The following is a 23,099-nucleotide window of genomic DNA, read 5'->3' as shown; positions in this document are numbered from 1 at the left end:
GAGTAATTTTTCCACCTGTGCTCTCTGTAACGTCCCAACAACCAGTTCATTTGGCGGGCGATCGGTAGTCACCGCGTCGTGCAGCAAGTCCCACCAATTCCATCTTGACTGCATTCTTAAACCATTGCTTGATCAAGCCAGGGCTGGGGCTAGGCGGAGTATACTGCATTGTACTGTCTGCTCGGAGCAACCTGTCCTGCCGTTGCTTCGTGACTCTCAGCCTGTCGCTGAACATGCCTGTCGTTATGGGGATCTGGAAGCATTGGAAAAGGTGTTGGATCTTGATATCAACAATATAGGCTGGGAACAACCCGGAGCAGCCACTTATGGCGATAATCTGGAGAGCAGAGTTAGCGACCTGGGACGGATGGCCGCTAAACACGGTCAGGTTGAGTGCTTGCAATTATTGTGGGAAAAATCAAAAGGGCAAGGGCCACTCCCCAAGCCTAACCATGTCTTTTATGCAGCGGCTGCCAATGGCCGGATTGAGTGTATGGAGTGGGTATTAAGCACCTGGGTCAACAGGATAAGCAGAGATTACATTACCGAAAAACTTAATAAGGCAATGCGTGAAGCTGCCAGAGAAGGTCAGGTAGAGTCTATGCGGTATTTGCTGAAAGAGGGGGCAAACGCAGCTGTTAGCGCTCTGCATTGTGCCTCGCTAAAAGGCCAAACTGATTCAATCCGATTTCTGCTGAAATCATGTGACAGTTTTAAGGGTCTCGACAGTAAACGACATACTGAGATTTTAAATAAGTCTCTGACATACGCCACCGACAAAAATCAACCCGGGAGTGTGCAAGTTTTGCTCGAGGAGGGACGAAAACTCGTTGGTCGTCTTGATCTCAATGATGCTTTGTTCAATGCCATTAGGCATGGCAGCACCCAGTGCATACAACCTCTGATTGCTGAAGGTGCTGACATTAATGGCAGACTGAAAGGATTCGACGTTGCTTATCACACGCTTCTTACCCGGTCGGTTAGTTGTCAAGACAAAAAGCTCATGAATGCAGTTATGCTCGCCGGGGCAAATGTCGATGTTAAAAACCAGTTTGGCGACTGCGCACTTCATATCGCCGCTGGACTTGATGATGTTACCTACCTGCGAAAACTCCTTGAGTCTGGGGCGGATTGCAATGCCAGAGATCAACAGGGCCGTACAGCCCTCCACCTGGGCAGCCGGACTGACAATGTAGAATGTGCCGAAACTCTGATCAGGGCTGGGGCCAATATTAATGCCAGAGACTGCTCCGGTGAAACTCCGCTCTTTGCGGCTACCAGAAAAAACAATATTAGATATATTTTGACCCTTATTGATGCCAATGCAGATATTAACGTCAAAAACTACAGGGACAAGACGGCGCTGGATTTTGCCAGTGATGCACAATGCAAGCGAGCACTTATCGGAGCCGGAGCCAAGTACAGCTGGGATTTAAATCCATTAGATGCTGCAGACGCTTTGGACGATAGAAGACAGTGCACTTTAACCTGATCCAGATTGGCTGCTTTGGTTTGGACAAGAGAAAAACCCGTTCTTTTCTTGCTATTCCATGGGCAGGCCGATGCCGTATTAAATCCGGGAGGTGTCCGCATTGGTACTGCCGAGATTTATCGCCAGGTTGAAAAGGTTTTTCATTATGCTGGATGACCGGACAATCAAATTGCAAAGACCCATGACTGCCTGCGGCGGTCCCGGGAATATGAGCGATAGGAAACCAGCACAATAATTAACGCCATCATGAGGTAGTGATTTTGATACAGCCACCAGCCATGCCCGGTAGCGTTACTGCCAGCGCCTCGCGACCTGCAACAACCCAGTCTGCCGAGCCACAGGGACGGTGGGGACGACTGGGTGTGTGTTCAGAATCTGACGTCATACCGTTGTTACCGGACAATACCCGGGAGGCAAACCCGGTAAACGACTACAGTGCAATAAAAAACAGACCGCAAGACCTACATCGTAAATCGGCCAGCACAACACCCCGAACTCGCCAGCTGCCGAACCCGGCCGTGGTGCCAAGTGCTCCGTCCGGCCTTGCTGCTGCCAATGGGACAGCCACAGCTGACGATAACAGTGGCCGGTGGATAGCGGTGCCGGATGCTGCAACCCTGGGCAAGATCGGCCATGACCCTGACTATCCACTCAATGGTACTTACCGACAGACCGGGGATATTAATGGTAGCCAGTTGGGCCAGCCCATTGGTAATGATACTCATCCGTTTACCGGCAGCCTCCGTGGCGAAAACGGCACCATTTGTAATCTCAGCCATTGTCTGGTGCAAACGCTCGGTGGTCCGGGCCGGATCGATGGCCTGAGCTTTAACGGTGCCAATATAAAAGACAAAGGCCCGGTCGCGGTAGCGGCCTGTACCATTGCAGACGCTGCCATGGTCAGTAATATCAGCGTTAACAATGCCAGGGTAGTAGCCCTGGGTGACAGTGCGGGGATTGCCGGGGGGGATGTCCGGGGAACGGTGTTCAACACCACCGCAGTCAACTGCTCCGTGGCAACTTCCGCTAGCGGCGAAGAGACCGGGAACGGGAACGCAGGTATTGGTGCCGGGCTACTTCGTGGTAATGGTAATGTTGTCGATACCACTGCGGTGAACTGTCACGTGACAGCTACCCTCAGGGATGGAAGTGCAGGCATCGGCGCGGGTACGGCTTTTGGGACTGGCACGCTTGCTGACACCACGGCGGTGAACTGCACAGTCGAAAACTCCGGAGATTATGGCTACGCAGGTGTTGGCGCAGGCAGAGCTGCTTTTTTTGGTATGGTTGCCGACACGACAGCCGTGAACTGTAACGTGACAGCTTCCGGCCTGGATGGAAGTGCAGGCATCGGCGTGGGGGGAGGCGTTTTTAGTTTGGCAACTGTTGCCAACACCACAGCGGTAAACTGCAATGTGACAACCTCCGGCACTCGCGGGGGTGCCGGCATCGGGGCGGGCACGCTTTTAACTGGACTTGATTCTACAAAGATTGCTGACACCACCGCACTGAACTGTACCGTGGCATCCTCCGGAAAGGACGCATGTGCTGGTATCGGAGCGGGAATATTAGATTCTAAAGCCATCGTTGCCAGCACCACAGCGATAAATTGCGAAATCGACAGTGAATATGCAGTGTCTCCTATCACGGGTGGTTCTGACCCTGATATCTGTAATGTCCGTGTCAATGGACACTGGGAAAACAATACCGTCCCTGGTTGTCAGCCCTGGCTGGATAATTTATGTGCAGGTATTGACCCTGGTCTGCTGACGCCAGATTGTCGGCCTGGTGAGGCACTGGCAAACAATCCTGTTCGTCAGTGTGGGTTCTTCCCTGTCGTCCCGACAACAACCCCAACCACTTCCAGCAATAGCAGCTCAAGGGCTTTGGACCTGAGTCAAGCCGCTATAGCCGGTATTGCCCTGGGCGGTGTGCTTTTTGTACTGGTGGGGGTTTTGTGCATCTACCGCTACTGTCGCAACCGGGCATCATCTGCGGCTGGTTATAGCCCCATATTGGCCGGGAGTACAGGGGACAATCCCGTGAACAGATCCCCCGAAGGCTCCGTGAACTCACTGTCCGATATTGCCGAAGAAAGCGATGATGATGAATTGGCGCCGTTACTCAGGTTGGTATAGCCACCAACAGCGGCAATTCTGCGAGCAATATACTTCAGAACGCAGCGTGCGCCCAAAAAGGGATAAAGTGCGTGGAATAATTTAGTCTGGATTGTAGCAGCCAACCTTCGACTCCGCTTCAGGATGAACGGAGATCAAGCTCGAAACAGGGAAGTTCCGAAAAAGTGCTTTTCAGGAAACAGTGGTTGCCACCACAGGAATCTGTGACCTTGTTCGTCTGGGAAATACGGGAATTCAGTCCCCCATAACGTGACCTTCCCGTCGTGGATCAGCAGCCCCTTCCAGGCCTGACTTCTTTATAACAATGGCATGCAGACCGCTGTTCAGATCACGGACCGATACCTTATACCCCATTGCTTTTAGTGGTTTTACCAGCTTTTCCGCATCCGTTCCGGACTCAAGTTCATAAGAGCCCTGCATATTGATTCGGTGAGATAGACTAACGGCTTCATCCACGGGTAATTGCCAGTCCAGATGAGCAATAACTGTTTTGACAACATGAACAATTATACGACTGCCACCCGCTGAGCCAAGAACCATATAGGGCTTGCCATCACGTAACACGATAGTGGGCGTCATAGAAGACATTGGTCGTTTCCCTGGTGCTATGCGATTGGCTACCGGTTTGCCATCAATCAATGGACGGAAGGAAAAATCCGTCATGGAGTTATTCAATAGAAAACCACGGACCATCAGGCGTGAATCAAAAGCATTCTCTACGCTGGAGGCCATCGCCACCGCATTGCCATCACCATGCACAGGACGTCCTTCAGGATAAAAGTAGTTTCTCGTGTTTTCATAACGCCCCAGACGTGTCTGGTCCATGGCAACAAGTACCACAACGCCTACTTCAACGAAATTGGCCAATCCGGATGCCCTGGATCGGTTCAGACACCGACAGGAGCCTTTTTCCTGAGCTTTTCGAAGTACTGAAGGGTATCAATACGGGCTCACGCATTTCAGGCTGGCCCGTTTTATGCGCTTCTCGGGAATTTTCACGGCAAAGTAACGCATCCAGGGCTATTCTACCCTACGGATTGTTTGCTCTTTTGCGTGAGAATCCCCGAGTCAGGCACGAATAGGCCTAGGCCTTACCCACCCGTGTGGCATTTTCATTATGCTGGATGACCGAACAATCAAATTGCAAAGACCCATGACTGCCTGTGGCGGTCCCGGGAATATGAACGGTAGGAAACCAGCACAATAATTAATGCCAACATGAGGGAGTGATTTTGATACAGCCACCAACCATGCCCGGCAGCGTTACTGCCAGCGCCTCACAACCAGCAACAAGCCAGTCTGTCGAGCCACAGGGACGGTGGGGACGACTGGGTGTGTGTTCAGAATCTGACGCCATACCGTTGTTACAGGGCAATACCCGGGAGGAAAACCCGGTAAACGACCACAGTTCAATAAAAAACAGACAGCAAGACCTTCAGCGTAAACCGGCCAGCACATCGCACCGGACTCGCCAGCTGCTGAACCCGGCCGTGGTGCCAAGTGCTCCGTCCGGCCTCGCTGCTGCCAATGCGACAGCCACAGCTGACGATAACAGTGACCGGTGGATAGCGGTGCCGGATGCTGCAACCCTGGGCAAGATCGGCCATGACCCTGACTATCCACTCAATGGTACCTACCGACAAACCGGGGATATTGATGGTAGCCAGTTGGACCAGCCCATTGGTAATGATACTCATCCGTTTACCGGCAGCCTCCGTGGTGAAAACGGCACCATTGGTAATCTCAGCCATTGTCTGGTGCAAACCCTGGGAGCTGAAGGCCTGATCGATGGCCTGAGCTTTAACGGTGTCTTTATAAGAGACAATGGCCCGGTCGCGGTCGCGGCCTGTACCATTGAAGACGAGGCCATGGTCCGTAATATCCGCGTTAAAAATGCCCATGTAGAAGCCCTTGGCGACAGTGCGGGGATTGCCGGGGGGAATGTCCTGGGAACGGTGCTCAACACCACCGCAGTGAACTGCACAGTGGCAGCCTCCGCTGGTGGGGAATGCGCTGGATCAGCAGGGATTGGTGCCGGGTTTCTTTATAATGGCACGGTTGTCGGCACCACTGCGGTGAATTGCACATCCGCCAACTATGAATATTCAGGGGCCGCAGGCATTGGTGCCGGGAGGTTTATTGCAGGTTTTAAAGCAGTGGGGCGTCGTGATGGTCATGGCACCGTTGCCAACACCACGGCCGTGAACTGCAAAGTTGAAAACTCCGCTCGATATGGAAGTGCAGGCATTGGCGTGGGTACGGCTTTGAATCATGGCACGATTGCTCACACCACGGCGGTGGACTGTTCAGTCGAAAACACCGGTGATTATGGCGACGCAGGTATTGGCCTGGGCAACGCTGTTTTTTTTGACATGGTTGCCAACACCACCGCGGTGAACTGTACCGTGGCCGCTTCCGGTTTGCGTGGCAATGCAGGCATCGGCGCAGGGGGAGGCAGATTTCCTTTGGCAAATGTTGCTAACACCACAGCCGCAAACTGCACTGTGACAACCTCCGGCCCGGGCGGGAGCGCCGGTATCGGGGCAGGCATGATTGGTGGCGGATTTGAATCTGAGAAGATAGTTGGCACCACCGCATTGAACTGTACAGTGACAAGCTCCGGCAAGAGCGCAGATGCTGCCATCGGAGCGGGGGGATTTCCCTATTATGACAATATTGCCTGCACCACAGCGATCAATTGCGAAGTTGACAGTCAGTATGGAGATGCTGGTGTCATGGGTGGTCCTGAAGCGGGTATTTGTAATGTCCGTGTCAATGGAGACTGGCAAAACAATACCAACCTTGGTTGTCATCCCTGGCTGGATAATTCAGTTGCAGGTATTGACCCTGGTCTGCTGCCGCCGAATTATCGGCCCGATGTTTATAACTTTACGGCACTGGCAAACAATCAAATTCAACGGTGTGGGTTCTTCCCGACCGCAATGCCGACCACAATCCCAACAACAATCCCGACAACACCCCCCACCACTTCGGGTAAAAGCAGCTCAAGGGATGTGAACCTGAATCAAGCCGCTTTAGCCGCTATAGCCCTGGGCGGTGTACTCTTGGTGCTGGTGGTTGGCTTGTGCATCTTCCGCTACTATCGCAACCGGGCATCACCTGCGGCTGGCTATAGCCCCATATTGGCCGGGAGCACAGGGGACAATCCCGTGAACAGATCCCCCGAAGGCTCCGTGAACTCACTGCCCGATATTGCTGAAGAAAGCGATGATGATGAATTGGCGCCGTTACTCAGGTTGGTATAGCCACCAACAGCGGCAATTCTGCGAGCAATATACTTCAGAACGCAGCGTGCGCCCAAAAAGGGATAAAGTGCGTGGAATAATTTAGTCTGGATTTAGTGTGGATTGTACCAGTCACCCTTCAACTCCGCTTCAGGATGAACGGAGATCAAGCTCGAAACAGGGAAGTTCCGAAAAAGTGCTTTTCAGGAAACAGTGGTTGCCACCACAGGAATCTTTGACCTTGTTCGTCTGGGAAATACGGGAATTCAGTCCCCCATAACGTGACCTTCCCGTCGTGGATCGGCAGCCCCTTCCAGGCCTGACTTCTTTATCACAATGGCATGCAGACCGCTGTTCAGATCACGGACCGATACCTTATACCCCATTGCTTTTAGTGGTTTTACCAGCTTTTCCGCATCCGTTCCGGACTCAAGTTCATAAGAGCCCTGCATATTGATTCGGTGAGATAGACTAACGGCTTCATCCACGGGTAATTGCCAGTCCAGATGAGCAATGACTGTTTTGACAACATGAACAATTATACGACTGCCACCCGCTGAGCCAAGAACCATATAGGGCTTGCCATCACGTAACACGATAGTGGGCGTCATAGAAGACATTGGTCGTTTCCCTGGTGCTATGCGATTGGCTACCGGTTTGCCATCAATAAATGGACGGAAGGAAAAATCCGTCATGGAGTTATTCAATAGAAAACCACGGACCATCAGGCGTGAACCAAAAGCATTCTCTACGCTGGAGGTCATCGCCACCGCATTGCCATCACCATCAACAATGCTGATATGCGTCGTTGCCGGGAGTTCCAGTGCTTCACCGGAAGCCTGACGTATTTTGTCTATGCCCGGTGGCAAGCCCGGAGCAACCCCTTGCAACGGCTTTCCGGTTTTCAGCAGCCGACTTCGCTCAAGAAGATAGGACTTATCCAGCAAACCCTTCGGCACATGAACAAAGTCCTGATCCGCCATATACATTCCACGGTCGGCAAAAGCCAGACGCGTTGCATCGCCAATCAGTTGCCAGCTAATGGGGTTGTCCTTGCCCAGTTCAGGCAGGTTGTAGTGATCCAGCATCCCGAGAATCTGCCCCATGGTCAGCCCAGCCGAACTCGGTGGTCCCATACTGCACACCCGATACCTCCGATAGTCCATACAGGCAGGGTCACGTTCCTGAACCTGATAACGGTTCAGGTCACTCATCGTCAGTAAGCCAGGATTATCGGTTACTGAGTTCACCGTTGTGACGATATCGCGACCAATCTCTCCCTGATAGAACGGATCAATCCCACGATTGGCAATAAGAGACAGAGTATTGGCAAATGGCAGGTTTTTCAGCAGATCGCCTTCCTGCACAGGACGTCCTTCAGGATAAAAGTAGTTTCTCGTGGTTTCATAACGCCCCAGACGTGTCTGATCCATGGCAACCAGCCTGGCCAGTCTTGGCGACACAATAAACCCTTCCCGGGCCAGTTTTATCGCTGGCTTGAACAAGGTTTTCCAAGCCAGTTTTCCATGCTTTTGATGCACTTCATACATCAATTTGAGCAGACCGGGGGTTGCTACCGATCGCCCTCCCACAACCGCATCATAAAACGCCAGGGGTTCTCCTGTTTCATCAAGAAAGTGATCCGGCTTTACCTGCCCCGGCGCAGTCTCACGACCTTCCCAGGTGGATAACTGTCCGGCCTTATTATCAAAATAAACGACTAATCCCGTCCCACCAATACCTGAAGATTGCGGTTCCACCAGATTCAGTACCAGCTGCGTGGTGATGACAGCATCAATAGCAGAACCGCCCTGTTTGAGAATTTCATAACCAGCTCTCGCTGCATAGGGGTTTGCAGTAGCCACCATATAGTCAGAGGCCCTGACCAGTTCCTGTTCCGTATTACCTGTACCCGGCTCGGGCGCGATCTCGCCAATGGCATCAGCAAGAACGAAATGAGCCTGCATCCAGAAAATGCCTGCAACAATCCATGTTATTGGTTTACCCACGCTCCATCCTCTCTTTCATGACTCAGATGTCAACACTGTACGCTGATAGATAGCGAAATAAAAACCGGCCCTATAAGTAGTTAACCAAATGAAATCATATTTTCTGGCCAACTACTTACAATTATCACTTTATGAATATCAGTGCTATTACATTGCAGGCTGGTTGAAGAAGATAAAGGCGAAGCGACAAGCCGAAAACTGAGTTTCGCTCTGGACAGGACTCCCAGCAAATTCCTAACACGCAATTTGCTGGAGAGTAAAAGTTATGAGTGGAGCTGAATATTAAATAACCGGCTCAACCTCGTTTTCCCGCTCAGTCACATACTGGTACAGATTTTGGTATACCTCCCATAAATGAGAACCAAAAAGTGGATCAGACATCTGTTTAAGATCATTATCAACCAGTACCAGATCATCAACACTTAATAAAGACTGCATCGCCGGAATCATATACTGGTTTTCCAGTTCCATATGCTCCCGCTGCAACTCACTGTAGAGCGTGTATTCAGCCAGTAGCAGATTGATCGGGATAACCTGGTCAGAAGCAACGGTATTGAAAGCCTCCACAAGCCTCTGGGTCATTGCCGTAATCTGCCGGTGTTGATTCTCAATCATATCAAACTGAATCCGTTCTTCTTTACTGGCCAACCGGGGACGAAGCCGGGCCATCAACCTGGACTCAAGAGGATGGTGAAATGCATCTGGATAGTTATGCATATAATCCAGCGCTTCAATAATAATGTTCAGCTGAGGATTGTGCTCACTGCCTTCCCGGTAACCAGAGACCTCGTAATCCAGGTAGTCCAGCAAGCGTGCCATATGCTGATGGTCTTTGATGATTCGGTCAATCACTGTCGTCATATAGCATCCCCCTTAGATATTTATTCTAATGATCTTTTTTATAGGCCCAGCCTTTTTCAAGCATTGATATAAGTCAAATTTTTCTATGTTAGCGAGCAGGATGCAATATTTTTCATGAAATTGGCAGACAACACGTTTCAGCAGTGGTTTGCATAGGCTTGCAACAAACTTTCATGACAAGGCACCCTTTTTATGCCCTGCATCAACAAACGGAGTCATGGCGAAAGGTAAGCTATTATAACTGGCTCGGAGGTTATCATGCCGAACCCCCTGTACATGCTTGAATACCTGGCATACGCCGGAGTGTATACCAAGCCTCTCGTTGATGAGAAAGCCATTAAGGAAGAGTATTTAAGGCAGATATACCGTGTGGATTCCAGGGCTAAAATTCTCGATAACAAGGGCAAGGTTGTTGGTAAATCCAGTAACCCACGACATTTGCATTGATGAGACTCATCTTTAAACCTCAATCCGGCATAGTATTGCGCAATACTTCACTCACTGCTCTCTTTATCAGCAGGCATAATCAATTTAAAATGCCCCGATGGATGCTTTACTCTGGCTGTCCGGCCAGAGACTCCTGACGCTGGAACTAGGAGGCTGTCCGAGAATAGACTGCCCTACTGCGGTGGCAGCAAATTGGTCTAAAAATTCCGTTTTGTTCGGCAAATAGCCCCACTATTCACCTCACAAAACGAAATTTTTATCCTCAATTTTCTGCCATCCTCGCTACGGGCGCTATTCTCGGACAGCCTCCTAGACTATCCAGGTCAAAGCAGTTCAGACCAGAGCAATCATCACTCCAACCGTATTTATCTGCACACCAGCTATTCCGAGGAATCCAATGCCTTACGCTCGAGAACTGAAAAAAGGCCAGATTGTAGACATTGAAGGCCAGTATTATCAGGTTCGTCAGGTTGAGGCGAAAAGCCCATCTGCCCGCGGTGCCCAGACCCTGTATAAGGTTCGTTTCAATTCTGTTCCCGGCGGCCAGAAACTTGAGCAGACACTGACCGGCGATATTCTTCTCACTGACGTGGACCTGCAGAGAAGAGCCGTCACGCTTCTCTATCGTGAAGACAATGAGTGTACGTTTATGGATTCTGAGGATTATTCCCAGTATCTCGTCAATGCCAGCACTATTGAGGACCAGCTTCTCTATATCGCTGACAATATGGAAGGCCTGACCGCCCTTCTGGTTGATGGCCAGCTACTGGCGATTGACCTGCCAGCATCCGTTGCCCTGGAAATCGTTGATACAGCCCCTGGCATAAAAGGGGCCTCGGCTGCGGCAAGAACAAAACCTGCCCGGGTCAGCACTGGCTTGGAAGTTCAGGTTCCAGAGTATCTCAGTAACGGAGAAATCATCAAAGTCAATACAGAAACCGGGAAATTCATGTCCCGCGCCTGATGCCCATTGGTTTCCGGGGATGTTCTCTGGAAACCATATTCGAAATATAAAAAGATATTTTTATTCTCTAAAACAATTAAAACACTCAAAACCATAGATCAAATAGGAATATGATACCTTTGTTCAAGTTATTTTCACTCTTTAGGTGTCTAATGTGATGATATGCATTTAAAACAATATGTTTTAAGCATTTGGTTTTTGATTATCTAAATAGAACTAAAAACATTCTCTTCCTGTCAAAAACCAAAAAATATCTCTTGGAGAAAAAGAACAAACAGACATAAATCAACTCAAGGATTAAAGCCATGAAAATAAAAAATATTGCCCAAAGCATTTTTCGAACGATTTACTTATCTATGGCAATGGGCTTTATATCCTATTCATCTGCTGATCAACCCATGCTGATGGAATCAAATGATAGAGCCCCGTTTTTAAACCAGGTGTCATCCATGAATGATTTTCAGGCACCGGCTTATCAAACAGACCACGAACAAACAGAATTTATTTTCAAGCAGACAATAGAGTTCAATGAAGAACACATTGGCTCATTCATTTATAAAACCATTGACGACCCGGATAAGGTTCGGGACCAGGTTGCCAGCTCAGCCATTCTTTACGGACTGGAGAGCATCGGTCTTGGAGAAAGCGTTAAAGAAAGTATTTACTTTATCAGGCAGAACACCCGTTATTCTTTCAGTGATTGTGGAGAAGTTCAGCTCAGGACCAATCGAATTACTGCGGGCAGCTGCTTACCGGATGGTGGTTCTGTTGAGTTGAATTCCAATTACAATTTCAACTCTGTACGCCTGCAGTTTACCTGGCCCCTGTAAATTTAAAGTAGTGATGTCGCTGTTAATAAGAAATGCTAGAATGCCAGCGGCATCAACCCTAATGGTAATCATCATTGAACATCCGCACACTGTACGCTCAATATTCCCGCCAAATTGAATTACTCGCTCCCTGGCAACTGGCGACACTCGCTACTGCTGTCACTGAGAGAGCCTGGCCCAACTTTGCACTGTTTTCAGAGCTGGCAGAATTTGGCCATGCTGCCGATGTGAGGCACTGTCTGAACATGCTCTGGGACTATACTGCCGGACTTCAATCGTCAAAAAACTTCGAACGTCTGCTTGAACGACTGGATGAAAATACGCCAGCTCCTGAAGATTTTGATATGTTTGGTGTTGAACCGGCGCTGGATTTTTCGGCTGGTCTTAACTGTGCCATCAACTGTGCCATGAAAGCATCCGTTGACGAAACGGCCAGTGCATTAACGGTATCACTCAGCACCATTGGTAAATTCATAAAATACACTGAAGCACAAGAGCTTAAAGGGACAGAGCTGGCACAGTACACTGAAGAGCATGAATTGTTTGAGGTTCAACGTCGGTTTATCAGTGAGTTGATCGGCATGGTCAGTCAGCAAAAGAAACCATCAAAAGAGTTTACCAAAGAGCTTCGGCTGCTTTCTGCCAACGATGGTGTCAGTCAACTGGGGATCAGTCTTGATTAAATCAAGTTGACCGGCATTCGCTGCTGCACAGCCATTACCGGTTGACCCGGATTACTTCACATTAGAAATAATATCCCTGAGTAGGGAGTAGATCTTTTGCTGGGCGTTGGACATGGCCTCAAAGTTTTGATTATACGTCTGCATCGCCCTTTGCAGCTGAACGGTCTGAATCTGACTGTTGCCATTGAGGTTATCCCGGGCATTAATCAGGCTCTTCTTTAACGTGACCCACTCTTCCGGGGTCAGTCGGCCACTGCCACTGGCATCGGGATAGGTAATCCTCAATATATTAGCCAGGAGTTCTTTCTCCTTCTGGGTCATAAATGGCGTGGTACCGCTAAACTCATCATTGATTGCCTGGCTGAACGCCAGCTTCCTGCCAAAAAAACCGGATACCTGGTTGCTGGAATCATTGGGATTCGCTTTGCTGATGGCCTGGGTACCCCGGCCATCATACTCCCACTGATGCATACCGCCGGCTTCATACAGGATGTGGCCATCATGATTGTTGACATCCAGGCTGTGGCGGTTGTTCGGGCGAGAGGAATTATCCTCAGTCTGGGGAGCTGGCGCATACCGATCATAGGAGAATCCGGGCAAAGAACTCGATGCCGCGATTTCATCGATATCAATTGCTCCCTCATTCTCATGGTAGTTTATGTGCGTTTTAAATTTTGCTGCCGACTGTTCCATCACGCGGTCAAAGAAATCATCCGTACTCTCTCCGGATATCATTTTGTAGTGATACGATTCGTTATAGTAATCATCTGCCCCGTCAGTATCCCACAGCTCCAGGGTTACGGTATAACCATTGGTCTGCAACTCTTTTTCAAACCCCCTCATCTTGTCCTCAGAAAGGTCCATTTCAAGAATTTCATTTTTCAATTTTAATAAATAATCATCAGTGAATACCTTGATATTCCCATAATCCTCTGAATCATAAAAGTTCCGTCTTTCACTGACCCAGTTGGATGGAACGGAACTGGTTGTTTTACTCGTCGCCGGTATCACTTCCGGATAACTATAAGCAGGAAGATTAATATCGGTACTGACATAATGTATTTCTATATCACCTTCCTCATCCTTGACATAGTTACGAAAATCCAGTTTGGAGCGATTAACCGCACGTTCAATAAATTGGTAGAGCGTTTCATTGCCATAAGGCTCATAATTAAACGTTTTTGTATAAGTACTATCGCTTAAATCCGAATCGCCGAGTTCCCAGTCAACAGAAATCCCGCCATCCGACTTTATCTTGGCCAATAAGGCTGACTGTTCCGCCACAGATTTATCCTTAATAACCCCTTCCCACATGGAGAGTACTCTGCTCGCATGATCGACATCAATGGTGTCGTAATTCTCGGATTCATTGTAGTCCCCATACGTCGACAGACTGTCAGCTGGAACATTTACCGTTCGCGTGGTTGTGGTCGGCTGGGATACTGCCGCGTCAGTTGGGGTCTCAATGGTAGGGGAACCGATGGCCATGGAGCCGGCAACATTAACATCACTGATTTTCATTCCCTGATTATCCCGGGTAATGATAATCGAGGTGATATCCGCCATGCCTCCGGAAAAGTCCGAGGAGTTGAATGCCTTATCCGGGGCTCCGGCCTTAAAGGTAATCTCAGTGCCATCATTCAGTATATAAGTCATGTCGTTCATCACGGGAATGCCGACTTCCAGTGCATCCACCGTAGCACCGGCAGGCACAGGTATCAGCGTCTGGTTCTGGTAGATTAACTGATTACCATCACCGTCAAGCAGAGTGAAGGTATTGCCACCCTTACCATCTGGCTGGAAATTCAACCCGTAACCATTATCAAGCACAACATTGTTGCCTTTAACCTGCCATGTGGTGGAAGAATAATGGGTTGATCCATACTCGGCCACATTTGCCTTGCCAATCATCTTATTGATGGTATCTATATACTGATTACTTTTATCAATTTCACCGATAATTCTTCGAACTTCCGAGTCCAGCATTTCTCCACGTTCAAGATAAACAGCAGCAATGAAGTCCTGCTGACTCATATCTGCCGGATTTAGAGTTTTTATATCATTCGTCGTGGAAACGCCGTTAACGTTATTCATGCTGAACTCATCCCTGAAAAGCAGTTATTTTTTGTATTGATCTGTTTACGCCCTATACAAATCCGGAGCGCTTTTTAACGGTACTTGCCTTCTTCACTTTGCGTTGACTGAGCAGTCGACTGGCACTATTGAGTTCTTTGCGCTTAGCTGTTGCTTCATTGGCCATATTGCTTTTAAACTCATTATGAAAATTGAGCAGTTCTTCCCTGGCTTTCTGCTTTTGGCGAGATGTCCAAAAGTCACTATTGATAAAAGCACGTAACTTTTGCCGGTCCATTCCGCCATTTTTCATAAACTCTTCCTGCTTATCCAGCAGTACCTTTGCCTCCCGGACGGCCGCCTTTGATGCCTCCGACGTCAGATAGTTGGTTTTTTGTAATTTGGTGACATCCACCAGCCTGAGTTTGAGCGCCATACCTCCCCCCGGATAACCTTTGACCAGATCATTTTGAAACTCTCTGGATACCTATATCGGTCTGGGGACAAATCTGTGTAGGGTCTATTGAGGATTGCAGCGCCCGGCAATAACGCATCAACTGAGTTGCACTGTGTTTATATGCGATATTGGCGACTCAGCAGAAAATGCCTAAAATACCGGCATAAGAAAGTTGGCGAAAAAAGCACGCAAAAAAGTTGCCAAAAAAAGTCGGCTAAACTTCTGGAGGTTCTATGGATATTGCTGAGTTTGAATCCATCATGTTACAGGTCTTAATCAGCGGGCTGGTTTTATTTATGGCTTTTATCGTTTATGACCTGGCCAAAAAATCCAATGCGGGAAAATGGGGAACATTCGTACTCTTTGGAGCTCTCGGCCTGGGTGTCCTGGGTTTCCTGATCAAAACATTTCTTGTTGAGGTGATTGTTTAGGCCATACGCACAGTTGCAGATGGCCGGATTAGTTACAACTTTATGGCTTATATCCTGGCTATAAATAGCCTAACCAGGACAACCAGACACTACCCAGCCCCAGCCATACCAGCAAATAGAGCGAGCTCATGATCAACCCGACTTTCCACCAGTTGAAAAGAGAGACATAACCAGCACCATAAAGGATTGGTGCCGGTCCATTCCCATAGTGGGTAATAACAGCACAAATATTACTCATATAGGCAAGCATCAGGGCACCTCCCAGAGGGGGAACGCCAGCTCCAAGCATAATCAGCAGAAAACCGGCATACATGGCACTGATCTGTGCTGTTGATGCGGCAAAGAAGTAATGGAAAAAGTAGTACAGTCCACAGACGGTGATCATTGCCACCCAGGCGGGCAAACCGTCAAACAGAACGCCAACCTGATCACTGACATAGTTCACTACGCCATAAGCACTGAGGTAATGAGCCATGGTAATAAATGCCCCGAACCAGATCATGGTGTCCCAGGCTCCCTTGTTACCACGGAGATCATCCCAGTTCAGAACACCGCTTGACAGCAGAATGCATACCCCCACCATAGCCACCAGCGTCGCTGAAAAGCCCAGCTGCTGACCAAATATCCACAGCACCAGAAGCGCCAGGAAAGTACCGGCCATAATCCATTCATCCCTGGTCAGGGAGCCCAGGCGATGAAGTTCATCCTGTGCCACTTTGACGGCCATGGGGGTTTCTTTCAATTCCGGCGGGATAATGCGATACAGACAAACTGGCATCAAAATAAGACAGACAATACCGGGTAACAATGCCCCCAAAGCCCACGTCGCCCAGCTCAATTCAATACCCTGATTGCCAGCAAGCTTGACCACCAGCGGATTACCCGCCATGGCAGTCAGAAACATGGTGCTGGTGATGGCATTGGCATGGAAGACGATCATCAACAGAAAGGCCCCCATCCTGTTGGCAGTGGCTCCCGGCTTACTGTCATAGACAGTGGCGATGGATTGCATAATGGGGTATACCACGGCACCTGCGCGAGCCGTGGTACTGGGCATTGCAGGGGCAAGCAGCATATCCGTCAGGGTCAGTCCATAACCCAGGGTCAGGGTTTTCTTCCCCATGATACGCATGAAGCAGTAGGCAATTCTGAGCCCAAGCCCGGTTTTTATAAACCCGTGAGAGATGAAAAACGCCAGCACCACCAGCCAGGTTACAGGATCACCATAACCCGCCAGTGCCTGTTTGAGGGTCAGGGTTTTGGTCAGCCCCAGGGCTGTCACCCCCATCAAGGTGATTGCCGACATCGGCATGGGAGTAACCATCACCCCCAACAGGGTGCTGATAAAAATAATCAGCATGTGCCATCCCTGCAGATCCAGACCTTCCGGTGCAGGGAGCACCCACAGACTCCCCCCCAATAGCAATGGAGCTAAATAACTGATAACTGATTTCACATCAGTTGCCCGCTGCTGAGGGTGATCACAGCTTGCTGGTGGTGTACTCACACAACCCCCTTTTAAATGGTTAAGGCCATAGTCTAGTCCACAGGTTCTCCTGCATTTATAATTCTGACTTTTCTCATCAGTGATTACCCATGCAGGCCTCTGTTATACGCCCTTCCAAAAAAAGCCGATTATTGCTTTTTAATAAACCTTACGGTGTTTTGACCCAGTTTACGGACCAGGAAGGACGGCAAACCCTGAAGGATTTCATTAACATTCCCGGCATCTATCCAGCGGGCAGGCTGGATCGAGACAGCGAAGGGTTGTTACTGCTGACGGATAATGGCCAGTTGCAAAACCTGATTGCCTCACCTGAGCACAAAATGCCCAAAACATACTGGGTTCAGGTGGAAGGAATCCCGGACTCTCAATCCTTAGACCATCTTCGTACCGGAATAGTTCTGAACGATGGCCCTACTCTCCCGGCCCGGGCAGAAATCATTGACGCTCCTGATGTCTGGGAAAGAGTGCCACCCATACGGGAAAGAAAGTCGATTCCGGATTGCTGGATTCAATTGACTATAAAGGAGGGAAGAAACCGTCAGGTAAGAAGAATGACCGCTGCTATCGGCCATCCAACACTCAGGCTGATTCGCTGCCAGATAGGATCATGGAAAATTGACGACCTGCAGCCAGGTCATTGGCGTGAGCTGGAAATCCCTGCTTCACTGAAAGACAAACTTAATACAAACAGATCCAAACGTGTAAAGTGGAAAACCTCAGGAAAGCCCCGTCACTGGAAGACGTAATTCTTCAGCACTATTTACCGGTCAGCAGAGCGGCATTAGCCATTACCCTGACAGCCATCACTATTTTGTCTCTATTGCCTATAGATAACTTCAAAGGTGTTGACCTGACATTCTGGAAGCTGCCGGTGGCTGCTGACAAAATAGCCCACTGCCTTGCTTTTCTGGTTATTTCCGGCCTGCTTGATGGCTTTTGTTACCAGGACCGTTTCAACCTGAAAAAAGCGGCTATCGCGGCTTTATACGGTATCTGGATTGAAGGCCTGCAATCCCTTACCGACTATCGCTACCCATCGTTCTGGGATATCGTCGCCAACTGCTTTGGCATTTTTATGTACTGGTTATTGATTCCTGCGTTTAAAAGAACGCCTGTTTTAAGGGTTCGCTGGGCGTTTAGGGAAACACGCCCAGGAGATAACAACGGATAATTACCGACCGAATATTTCGTCAAATTACCTGACTTAAGAAGACTCGCAAACGTTCATTTTCCGGTGCCTGAAAAAAAATCTCCGGCTCACTATCCACCAGTAACTCACCGCCGTCCATAAACAGAACCCGGTCAGCCACCTCCCGGGCAAACCCCATTTCATGGGTAACCACCACCATGGTCACCCCCTCTCCAGCCAGCTGTTTCATCACATCCAGCACTTCGCCAACCATTTCCGGGTCAAGGGCACTGGTGGGTTCATCAAACAGCATAATCCGTAGCTGCATGGCCAGTGCCCTGGCGATGGCAACCCGCTGTTGCTGTCCACCCGACAGTTGCAGAGGAAAACTGGCGGCTCCGGTGAATACTGCCAGCGCCACCACACCGGCGGTGAATCGCTCCAGATCCAAAACAGTGCCAATAAAGAAGTAGACAATGAAGATTTGACCAGCAGGGGAGTTCCCCGCACCAGCTCCACATAAACAGTCGCAAGGTGACGCAGTGCCGGATTGGGTGATATGCGCGCCAGACCAGCCAGAGCACCAAGAACAATGGCAAAAACAATAGACACCAGGGAGAGCTTGATCCGACCTTCACCACCCCTTGGTAACATTTTGATTTTAAACGATTAAATATCGTGCCAACCATATATTCGAATAGAATATATGGTTCAAAATCAAATGATTACGTTATTTTGGTGGTGAAAGTGGGCTTGATGGTCATCCAGAGTCCATTGGCCATCGGCCCAGGCTGCCAGTGATAGTTGACCGCCAACAGGTCACCTGCAAAGATCAGATCACCGTCACTGACAGCCATTTCCTGATAACCGACAACAGTCATACGCTCACTGTCGTCAACATCATTGATGAGGATTAGCTCTCCTGTTTCATTACTTTCTATGGTGCCATCAAACTCCGCACGAAGTTCATCGCGGGCCTGATAAACAATGTACTGGGGGACTCGATCCCAGCGCCAGATATAGTCAATCGCCTGACTGGACTTGTAGATACCCAGACCCAACAGCAGCAATATTGCCGCAAAAAACAGATTCCACAGAACTTTTTTATCATTATGTACGGCGAATCCCTGACCGCTTTAACCTCGTAGTTATCTGGTTATACGAGGAGAACATTCTGCATTGTACATATACTGTCGTTTTTTACCAATAATACCGACCCAACCTGTCGACATCCCCAACCCCCTATCGCCAGACCTGCTGTAAATACCCATGCAGCCTCCTTTTTGCCTGATCATGAAAACAGAGAGAGGGTGGATTAGATAAGGCTGGCTGCTGATTGCGCTGTATACCGATAAAAAGATCCTGCCCTTCCTTTATCATTTGGGAGAACTCGGCAGATGACTTCGCAGCAATGGCGTCAGCATCCAGAATAATGGACGGAGGCTGACCATTTCTGAGCAGCTCGCGATTGATCAGGTAAATAATGGTTCTGCCATTTCCGTCGAGAAAATAGTGCAAAAGCATTAATCGCTTTGCCAACCGGGCAGTGGATAAGCGAACGTCTTCCGGAGTCGGGGTTCTATGCAGCGCCTTTCTATGGTCAACCAACACGTTTATCAATACATTTTTCTTGCGAACATTACCTTTGTCAGGCTCATCACAATAGGCTCTGACCGTAACTTTGCCCGGTTTCTCATGATTTGGCGCATGGTAGCCACAAATATGAAAAATTGCGTGATTGTCAGGAGAGAGTTTATCCATTCCCCGGTATTTTTGATCGCAGCTCTGCACGAACAACATCATTTCCTGGTAACCCGACGGCGTGAATTTTTCTTTGGGAATATCAAATACATGTGATGCAGAAAAGTCATACGTTGGAGATATAGGATCGCCGTACCAGGACTTGACATCTTTCGTCAGACGTTGATGAATCTGATTCAATATCAACAGATTCACAGGTTCAAGATCGCCACGACGGGACTGCTCCAACAACCCGGCAAAGGCCTGGCAAAGATTATGAACCGTATTGGCATCATAATTTTGGGCATCAACCCCCAGATAATAGTCGTCCTTCGAACCAAACAGCATTGAAAAATAGCATACTGGAAATCCCCGGGTAAGCCGATTTCTGTCCATTGCAACCTGTAATTCCGGAAGGGATTTTCTATGGCTGATGATTCCATCAACTATTGCGTCATAACAACCATCCGGATATTTTCTATAAGCCTTAAGAAGATGATCAGCTGTCGTTTTCCTGGAACTATCCAGCCCGGAAAAAGTGGCTCTTATCAGCTGGAAAAAAACAGTCTTCACCTCAGTGTCTTTTAATACATCACCTGCCAGCTCAAAATCGCTGTCTGTGGCAGATTCTCCTTTTGCCACAAGAGCATCGATCAAAATCCCTGACACAACAGGAAAAAATCTGATAAATCGAGGGGTAAAACTTTTGTCACAGTCAGGATTTGCTGGCTGCACAAATTGCCTGCAAAACTCAATGTCATGTTTCAGGAATGCCTGCAAAGCACACTGAACCCTGGTTTTCACTTCTATCTTTTGAGCAGAGACTGGTTGAGTAACAGTAGCGATAGCCGAAAACCGCTCAGCCAAACGGCGCATCCTGCCATCTTCCTGCAAATTTGAGCCAGAATCAGCACCTGAAAGGTCATCATGTTCACAGGGGGTAACATAGTAAGAGCCCATCCTGCCACCCGCACGTTCTTGTTGATAAGAGTGGTAAGTCTGAACAATGCAAGAGTCAGGCAAGCCTGAAATTTTATTGCTATCCATATAACACCAGCAGCTCTTTCCAGTGTTGATATTTAAAAACCCGAAAAGTTCAAACTAAACCAAAGATATTCAGGGGATAATGGACGAAGACGTGGCTGAAAAATTAATGGCTTAAAAAAGTACTGCCGACATCGCCGGCAGACTTGAGCAGTACGTGTTACACAACAGTCATCAGGCAGCTAAAGCACCCATGGCGTACTGGCTGCGAAGCTCCTGAATACGGTGCATGTAGTTGTTGTATTCAGGTGATCCGTGATGTGCATAGTGCATGTTCTTGAACAGGCCGGTCAGCTTGATAAAGTAATCACGCACCTCTTCTTTATCGCTGAAGTTGTACTGCTGACGAATCAGGCTCACCACCAGATCAAAGTTTTCCTGCTGACGATGGATTGGACAGGAAGCGTCCACATCGTCAAAAGCGTCCTGCTGCAGATAGACCATGTCCAGCATGTAAGACTTCTGGAAAGTCACGTAGTCTTCCAGGGTAATACCCTCTTCACCGGTTACCTGCATCATCTGGTTGATGCTGTCACCGCGTACCAGCAGTTCCTGCATCTCCCGGACGTTGCTGACCCACTCTGGCGACAGGTTTTTTGAGTACCAGTCTTCCAGCTGATCCAGATAACGGGACCAGGAGATCAGAGGATCAATCGCCGGGTAGAAACGTTTGTAAGCACGATCATAAGACAGCCCAAGGAATGCCTTTACGGTACTCAGGGTGGCTTGGGTAACAGGCTCTTCAAAGTTACCACCGGCAGGTGATACAGAGCCAATCATGGTCAGGGAACCTTCGTCGCCGTCTTCGTTGCGAACCACACCACAACGCTCGTAAACCCCCTTGATGGCAGAGTCCATATAGGCCGGGAAGCCTTCTTCACCGGGAATTTCTTCCAGACGGTTAGAGGTTTCACGCATGGCCTGGGCCCAGCGGGAAGTAGAGTCCGCCAGGGCCAGCACGTTGTAACCCATCTGGCGATAGTACTCACCCAGTGTCAGACCGGTATAGATAGAGGCTTCACGGGCAGCCACCGGCATGGACGACGTATTACAGATAATAACCGTACGGTCGATCAGGGCACCACCGGTCTTGGGGTCCTGCAGGTGCGGGAACTCTTCGATGGTTTCAACCACCTCACCGGCACGCTCACCGCAGGCAGTGACAATAACGATATCCGCATCGCAGTAACGGGAGAAACCGTGCTGCAATACCGTCTTGCCAGAACCGAAAGGTCCGGGGATACAGCCGGTACCACCACGGGCAATCGGGAAGAAGGTATCAACGATGCGAGTGGTGGTGATCAGCGGCTGGTCAGGGTAAAGACGCTCGGTCTTGCCTTTTGCGGCCAGCGTTTCAGCGATTGACTTACGCACCGGCCAGCGCTGGTACATGGTCAGAGGAATTTCTTCACCCTTGTGGTTTTTCACCCGGGCCACGACGGTATCAACAGAGAAGTTACCTTCCTGAATCCAGACCACTTCCACTTCACCCACGGTATCAAACGGAATCATGATTTTGTGGGTAAAGCGACCTTCCGGCACGGTACCAAAGGTTTCACCGGCATGGAGTTTATCGCCGATTTTAGCCACGGCAGTGAATGCCCAGTTATGGGTACGATCCAGGGACTCAACCTGAACACCCCGCTGCAGGAAGCGGCCATGCAGATTCGCCAGTCGCTCCAGCGGGTTCTGCAGACCGTCGTAGATCATGCTGAGAATTCCAGGCCCCAGATCCAAAGACAGCATGTGCCCGGTCTGAATAATCAGGTCACCGACAGCAACACCACGGGTTTCCTCAAACACCTGAATATCCGCCGTGTTACCACGAACACGGAGAATCTCGGCCATCAGCTGCTCTTCCACCGCTTCATTGGCGCGACGGCTTGGCAGTACGTAGACCACCTCGTTCTTAACCAGCGGCTTTTTCGCACCATCTTTGCCACTGATGCTTTCGATGGTGATGATATCACCCATCACCGCTACCACCCGGGCAGAGGTCTGTTGCATCAGATCTGTTTTTGTCTGTTCAGTCATGTGTATAACCGTTGT

At 49.3% G+C, this 23,099-nt stretch carries 19 protein-coding genes and 2 pseudogenes; 10 read left to right on the top strand and 11 right to left on the bottom strand.

Annotation, left to right across the window (positions count from 1 at the left end; translation table 11 throughout):
- The first annotated feature begins 202 nt into the window (after positions 1–202).
- A complete protein-coding gene (locus ACO6UX_RS21415) occupies positions 203–1,492 on the top strand; it encodes an ankyrin repeat domain-containing protein (protein ID WP_422450324.1) in 1,290 nt (429 codons plus the stop codon).
- 260 nt (positions 1,493–1,752) lie between these two features.
- Positions 1,753–3,630, top strand: coding sequence for a hypothetical protein (locus ACO6UX_RS21410; protein WP_422450323.1), 1,878 nt, complete (start codon positions 1,753–1,755; stop codon positions 3,628–3,630).
- Between the two features lie 234 nt (positions 3,631–3,864).
- Here ACO6UX_RS21410 and ACO6UX_RS21405 read toward each other — a convergent pair whose 3' ends face one another.
- Complete coding sequence (locus tag ACO6UX_RS21405) at positions 3,865–4,497, bottom strand: gamma-glutamyltransferase (RefSeq protein WP_422450322.1); 633 nt, start codon at positions 4,495–4,497, stop codon at positions 3,865–3,867.
- 365 nt (positions 4,498–4,862) lie between these two features.
- Here ACO6UX_RS21405 and ACO6UX_RS21400 point away from each other — a divergent pair, with 365 nt between their 5' ends.
- Positions 4,863–6,896, top strand: coding sequence for a hypothetical protein (locus tag ACO6UX_RS21400; RefSeq protein ID WP_422450321.1), 2,034 nt, complete (start codon positions 4,863–4,865; stop codon positions 6,894–6,896).
- 245 nt (positions 6,897–7,141) lie between these two features.
- Here ACO6UX_RS21400 and ggt read toward each other — a convergent pair whose 3' ends face one another.
- Both ggt and ACO6UX_RS21390 read right to left on the bottom strand, forming a co-directional pair.
- A complete protein-coding gene (gene ggt / locus ACO6UX_RS21395; RefSeq protein WP_422450320.1) occupies positions 7,142–8,884 on the bottom strand; it encodes a gamma-glutamyltransferase in 1,743 nt (580 codons plus the stop codon).
- Between the two features lie 282 nt (positions 8,885–9,166).
- Entirely contained in the window at positions 9,167–9,745 is a 579-nt protein-coding gene (locus ACO6UX_RS21390; protein WP_422450319.1) for a hemerythrin domain-containing protein, read from the bottom strand.
- Between the two features lie 258 nt (positions 9,746–10,003).
- Here ACO6UX_RS21390 and ACO6UX_RS21385 point away from each other — a divergent pair, with 258 nt between their 5' ends.
- The 4 genes from ACO6UX_RS21385 to ACO6UX_RS21370 all read left to right on the top strand — a co-directional run bounded on the left by ACO6UX_RS21385 (position 10,004) and on the right by ACO6UX_RS21370 (position 12,669).
- Positions 10,004–10,192 (top strand): hypothetical protein, encoded by a 189-nt coding sequence (locus ACO6UX_RS21385; protein ID WP_422450318.1) that lies wholly within the window; start codon positions 10,004–10,006, stop codon positions 10,190–10,192.
- Between the two features lie 397 nt (positions 10,193–10,589).
- The gene (gene yeiP / locus ACO6UX_RS21380) at positions 10,590–11,156 is read left to right on the top strand and encodes an elongation factor P-like protein YeiP (RefSeq protein ID WP_422450317.1); all 567 of its coding nucleotides are present in this window, start codon (positions 10,590–10,592) and stop codon (positions 11,154–11,156) included.
- Positions 11,157–11,605: 449 nt separating this feature from the next.
- Entirely contained in the window at positions 11,606–11,986 is a 381-nt protein-coding gene (locus tag ACO6UX_RS21375; protein WP_422450316.1) for a hypothetical protein, read from the top strand.
- Positions 11,987–12,060: 74 nt separating this feature from the next.
- A complete protein-coding gene (locus ACO6UX_RS21370; RefSeq protein ID WP_422450315.1) occupies positions 12,061–12,669 on the top strand; it encodes a DUF416 family protein in 609 nt (202 codons plus the stop codon).
- 51 nt (positions 12,670–12,720) lie between these two features.
- Here the strand turns inward: ACO6UX_RS21370 and ACO6UX_RS21365 are convergent, their stop codons facing one another.
- Together ACO6UX_RS21365 and ACO6UX_RS21360 are read right to left on the bottom strand one after the other, a co-directional pair.
- The gene (locus ACO6UX_RS21365) at positions 12,721–14,763 is read right to left on the bottom strand and encodes a hypothetical protein (protein WP_422450314.1); all 2,043 of its coding nucleotides are present in this window, start codon (positions 14,761–14,763) and stop codon (positions 12,721–12,723) included.
- A 52-nt stretch (positions 14,764–14,815) separates the two neighbouring features.
- The gene (locus tag ACO6UX_RS21360; RefSeq protein ID WP_422450313.1) at positions 14,816–15,178 is read right to left on the bottom strand and encodes a hypothetical protein; all 363 of its coding nucleotides are present in this window, start codon (positions 15,176–15,178) and stop codon (positions 14,816–14,818) included.
- 254 nt (positions 15,179–15,432) lie between these two features.
- On the opposite strand from ACO6UX_RS21360, the gene ACO6UX_RS21355 reads away from it, so the two are divergent.
- A complete protein-coding gene (locus ACO6UX_RS21355) occupies positions 15,433–15,630 on the top strand; it encodes a DUF2788 domain-containing protein (RefSeq protein WP_101748002.1) in 198 nt (65 codons plus the stop codon).
- 58 nt (positions 15,631–15,688) lie between these two features.
- On the opposite strand, the gene ACO6UX_RS21350 is transcribed toward ACO6UX_RS21355, so the two are convergent.
- On the bottom strand, positions 15,689–17,137 hold the full coding sequence (locus tag ACO6UX_RS21350) for a DASS family sodium-coupled anion symporter (protein ID WP_422450312.1): 1,449 nt from the start codon (positions 17,135–17,137) through the stop codon (positions 15,689–15,691).
- 89 nt (positions 17,138–17,226) lie between these two features.
- Here ACO6UX_RS21350 and ACO6UX_RS21345 point away from each other — a divergent pair, with 89 nt between their 5' ends.
- Together ACO6UX_RS21345 and ACO6UX_RS21340 are read left to right on the top strand one after the other, a co-directional pair.
- Positions 17,227–17,883 (top strand): pseudouridine synthase, encoded by a 657-nt coding sequence (locus ACO6UX_RS21345; RefSeq protein ID WP_422450311.1) that lies wholly within the window; start codon positions 17,227–17,229, stop codon positions 17,881–17,883.
- Positions 17,844–18,308: a VanZ family protein gene (locus tag ACO6UX_RS21340; protein WP_422450310.1), complete on the top strand. Its 465-nt coding sequence runs from the start codon at positions 17,844–17,846 to the stop codon at positions 18,306–18,308. Before ACO6UX_RS21345 ends, ACO6UX_RS21340 begins: the two co-directional genes overlap by 40 nt.
- Before the next feature lie 19 nt (positions 18,309–18,327).
- On the opposite strand, the pseudogene ACO6UX_RS21335 reads toward ACO6UX_RS21340, so the two are convergent.
- The 5 genes and pseudogenes from ACO6UX_RS21335 to ACO6UX_RS21315 form a co-directional block, all read right to left on the bottom strand.
- Positions 18,328–18,654, bottom strand: a pseudogene (locus ACO6UX_RS21335) (ATP-binding cassette domain-containing protein); the annotation flags it as partial.
- 107 nt (positions 18,655–18,761) lie between these two features.
- Positions 18,762–18,920 (bottom strand): annotated as a pseudogene (locus tag ACO6UX_RS21330) (arginine ABC transporter permease ArtQ); the annotation flags it as partial.
- 71 nt (positions 18,921–18,991) lie between these two features.
- On the bottom strand, positions 18,992–19,336 hold the full coding sequence (locus ACO6UX_RS21325; RefSeq protein ID WP_422450309.1) for a hypothetical protein: 345 nt from the start codon (positions 19,334–19,336) through the stop codon (positions 18,992–18,994).
- A gap of 172 nt (positions 19,337–19,508) precedes the next feature.
- Positions 19,509–21,053 carry a hypothetical protein gene (locus tag ACO6UX_RS21320; RefSeq protein ID WP_422450308.1) on the bottom strand — a complete coding sequence of 515 codons (1,545 nt, stop codon included), beginning with the start codon at positions 21,051–21,053 and terminating at the stop codon, positions 19,509–19,511.
- A gap of 171 nt (positions 21,054–21,224) precedes the next feature.
- Positions 21,225–23,084 (bottom strand): V-type ATP synthase subunit A, encoded by a 1,860-nt coding sequence (locus tag ACO6UX_RS21315; protein WP_422450307.1) that lies wholly within the window; start codon positions 23,082–23,084, stop codon positions 21,225–21,227.
- Positions 23,085–23,099 lie beyond the last annotated feature (15 nt).

The organism is Endozoicomonas sp. ALB091 (genome assembly GCF_049310265.1).
Lineage (GTDB): Bacteria > Pseudomonadota > Gammaproteobacteria > Pseudomonadales > Endozoicomonadaceae > Endozoicomonas.
Note: the sequence above shows the minus strand (reverse complement) of the source record. Positions and strands in the feature narration are given on the sequence as shown.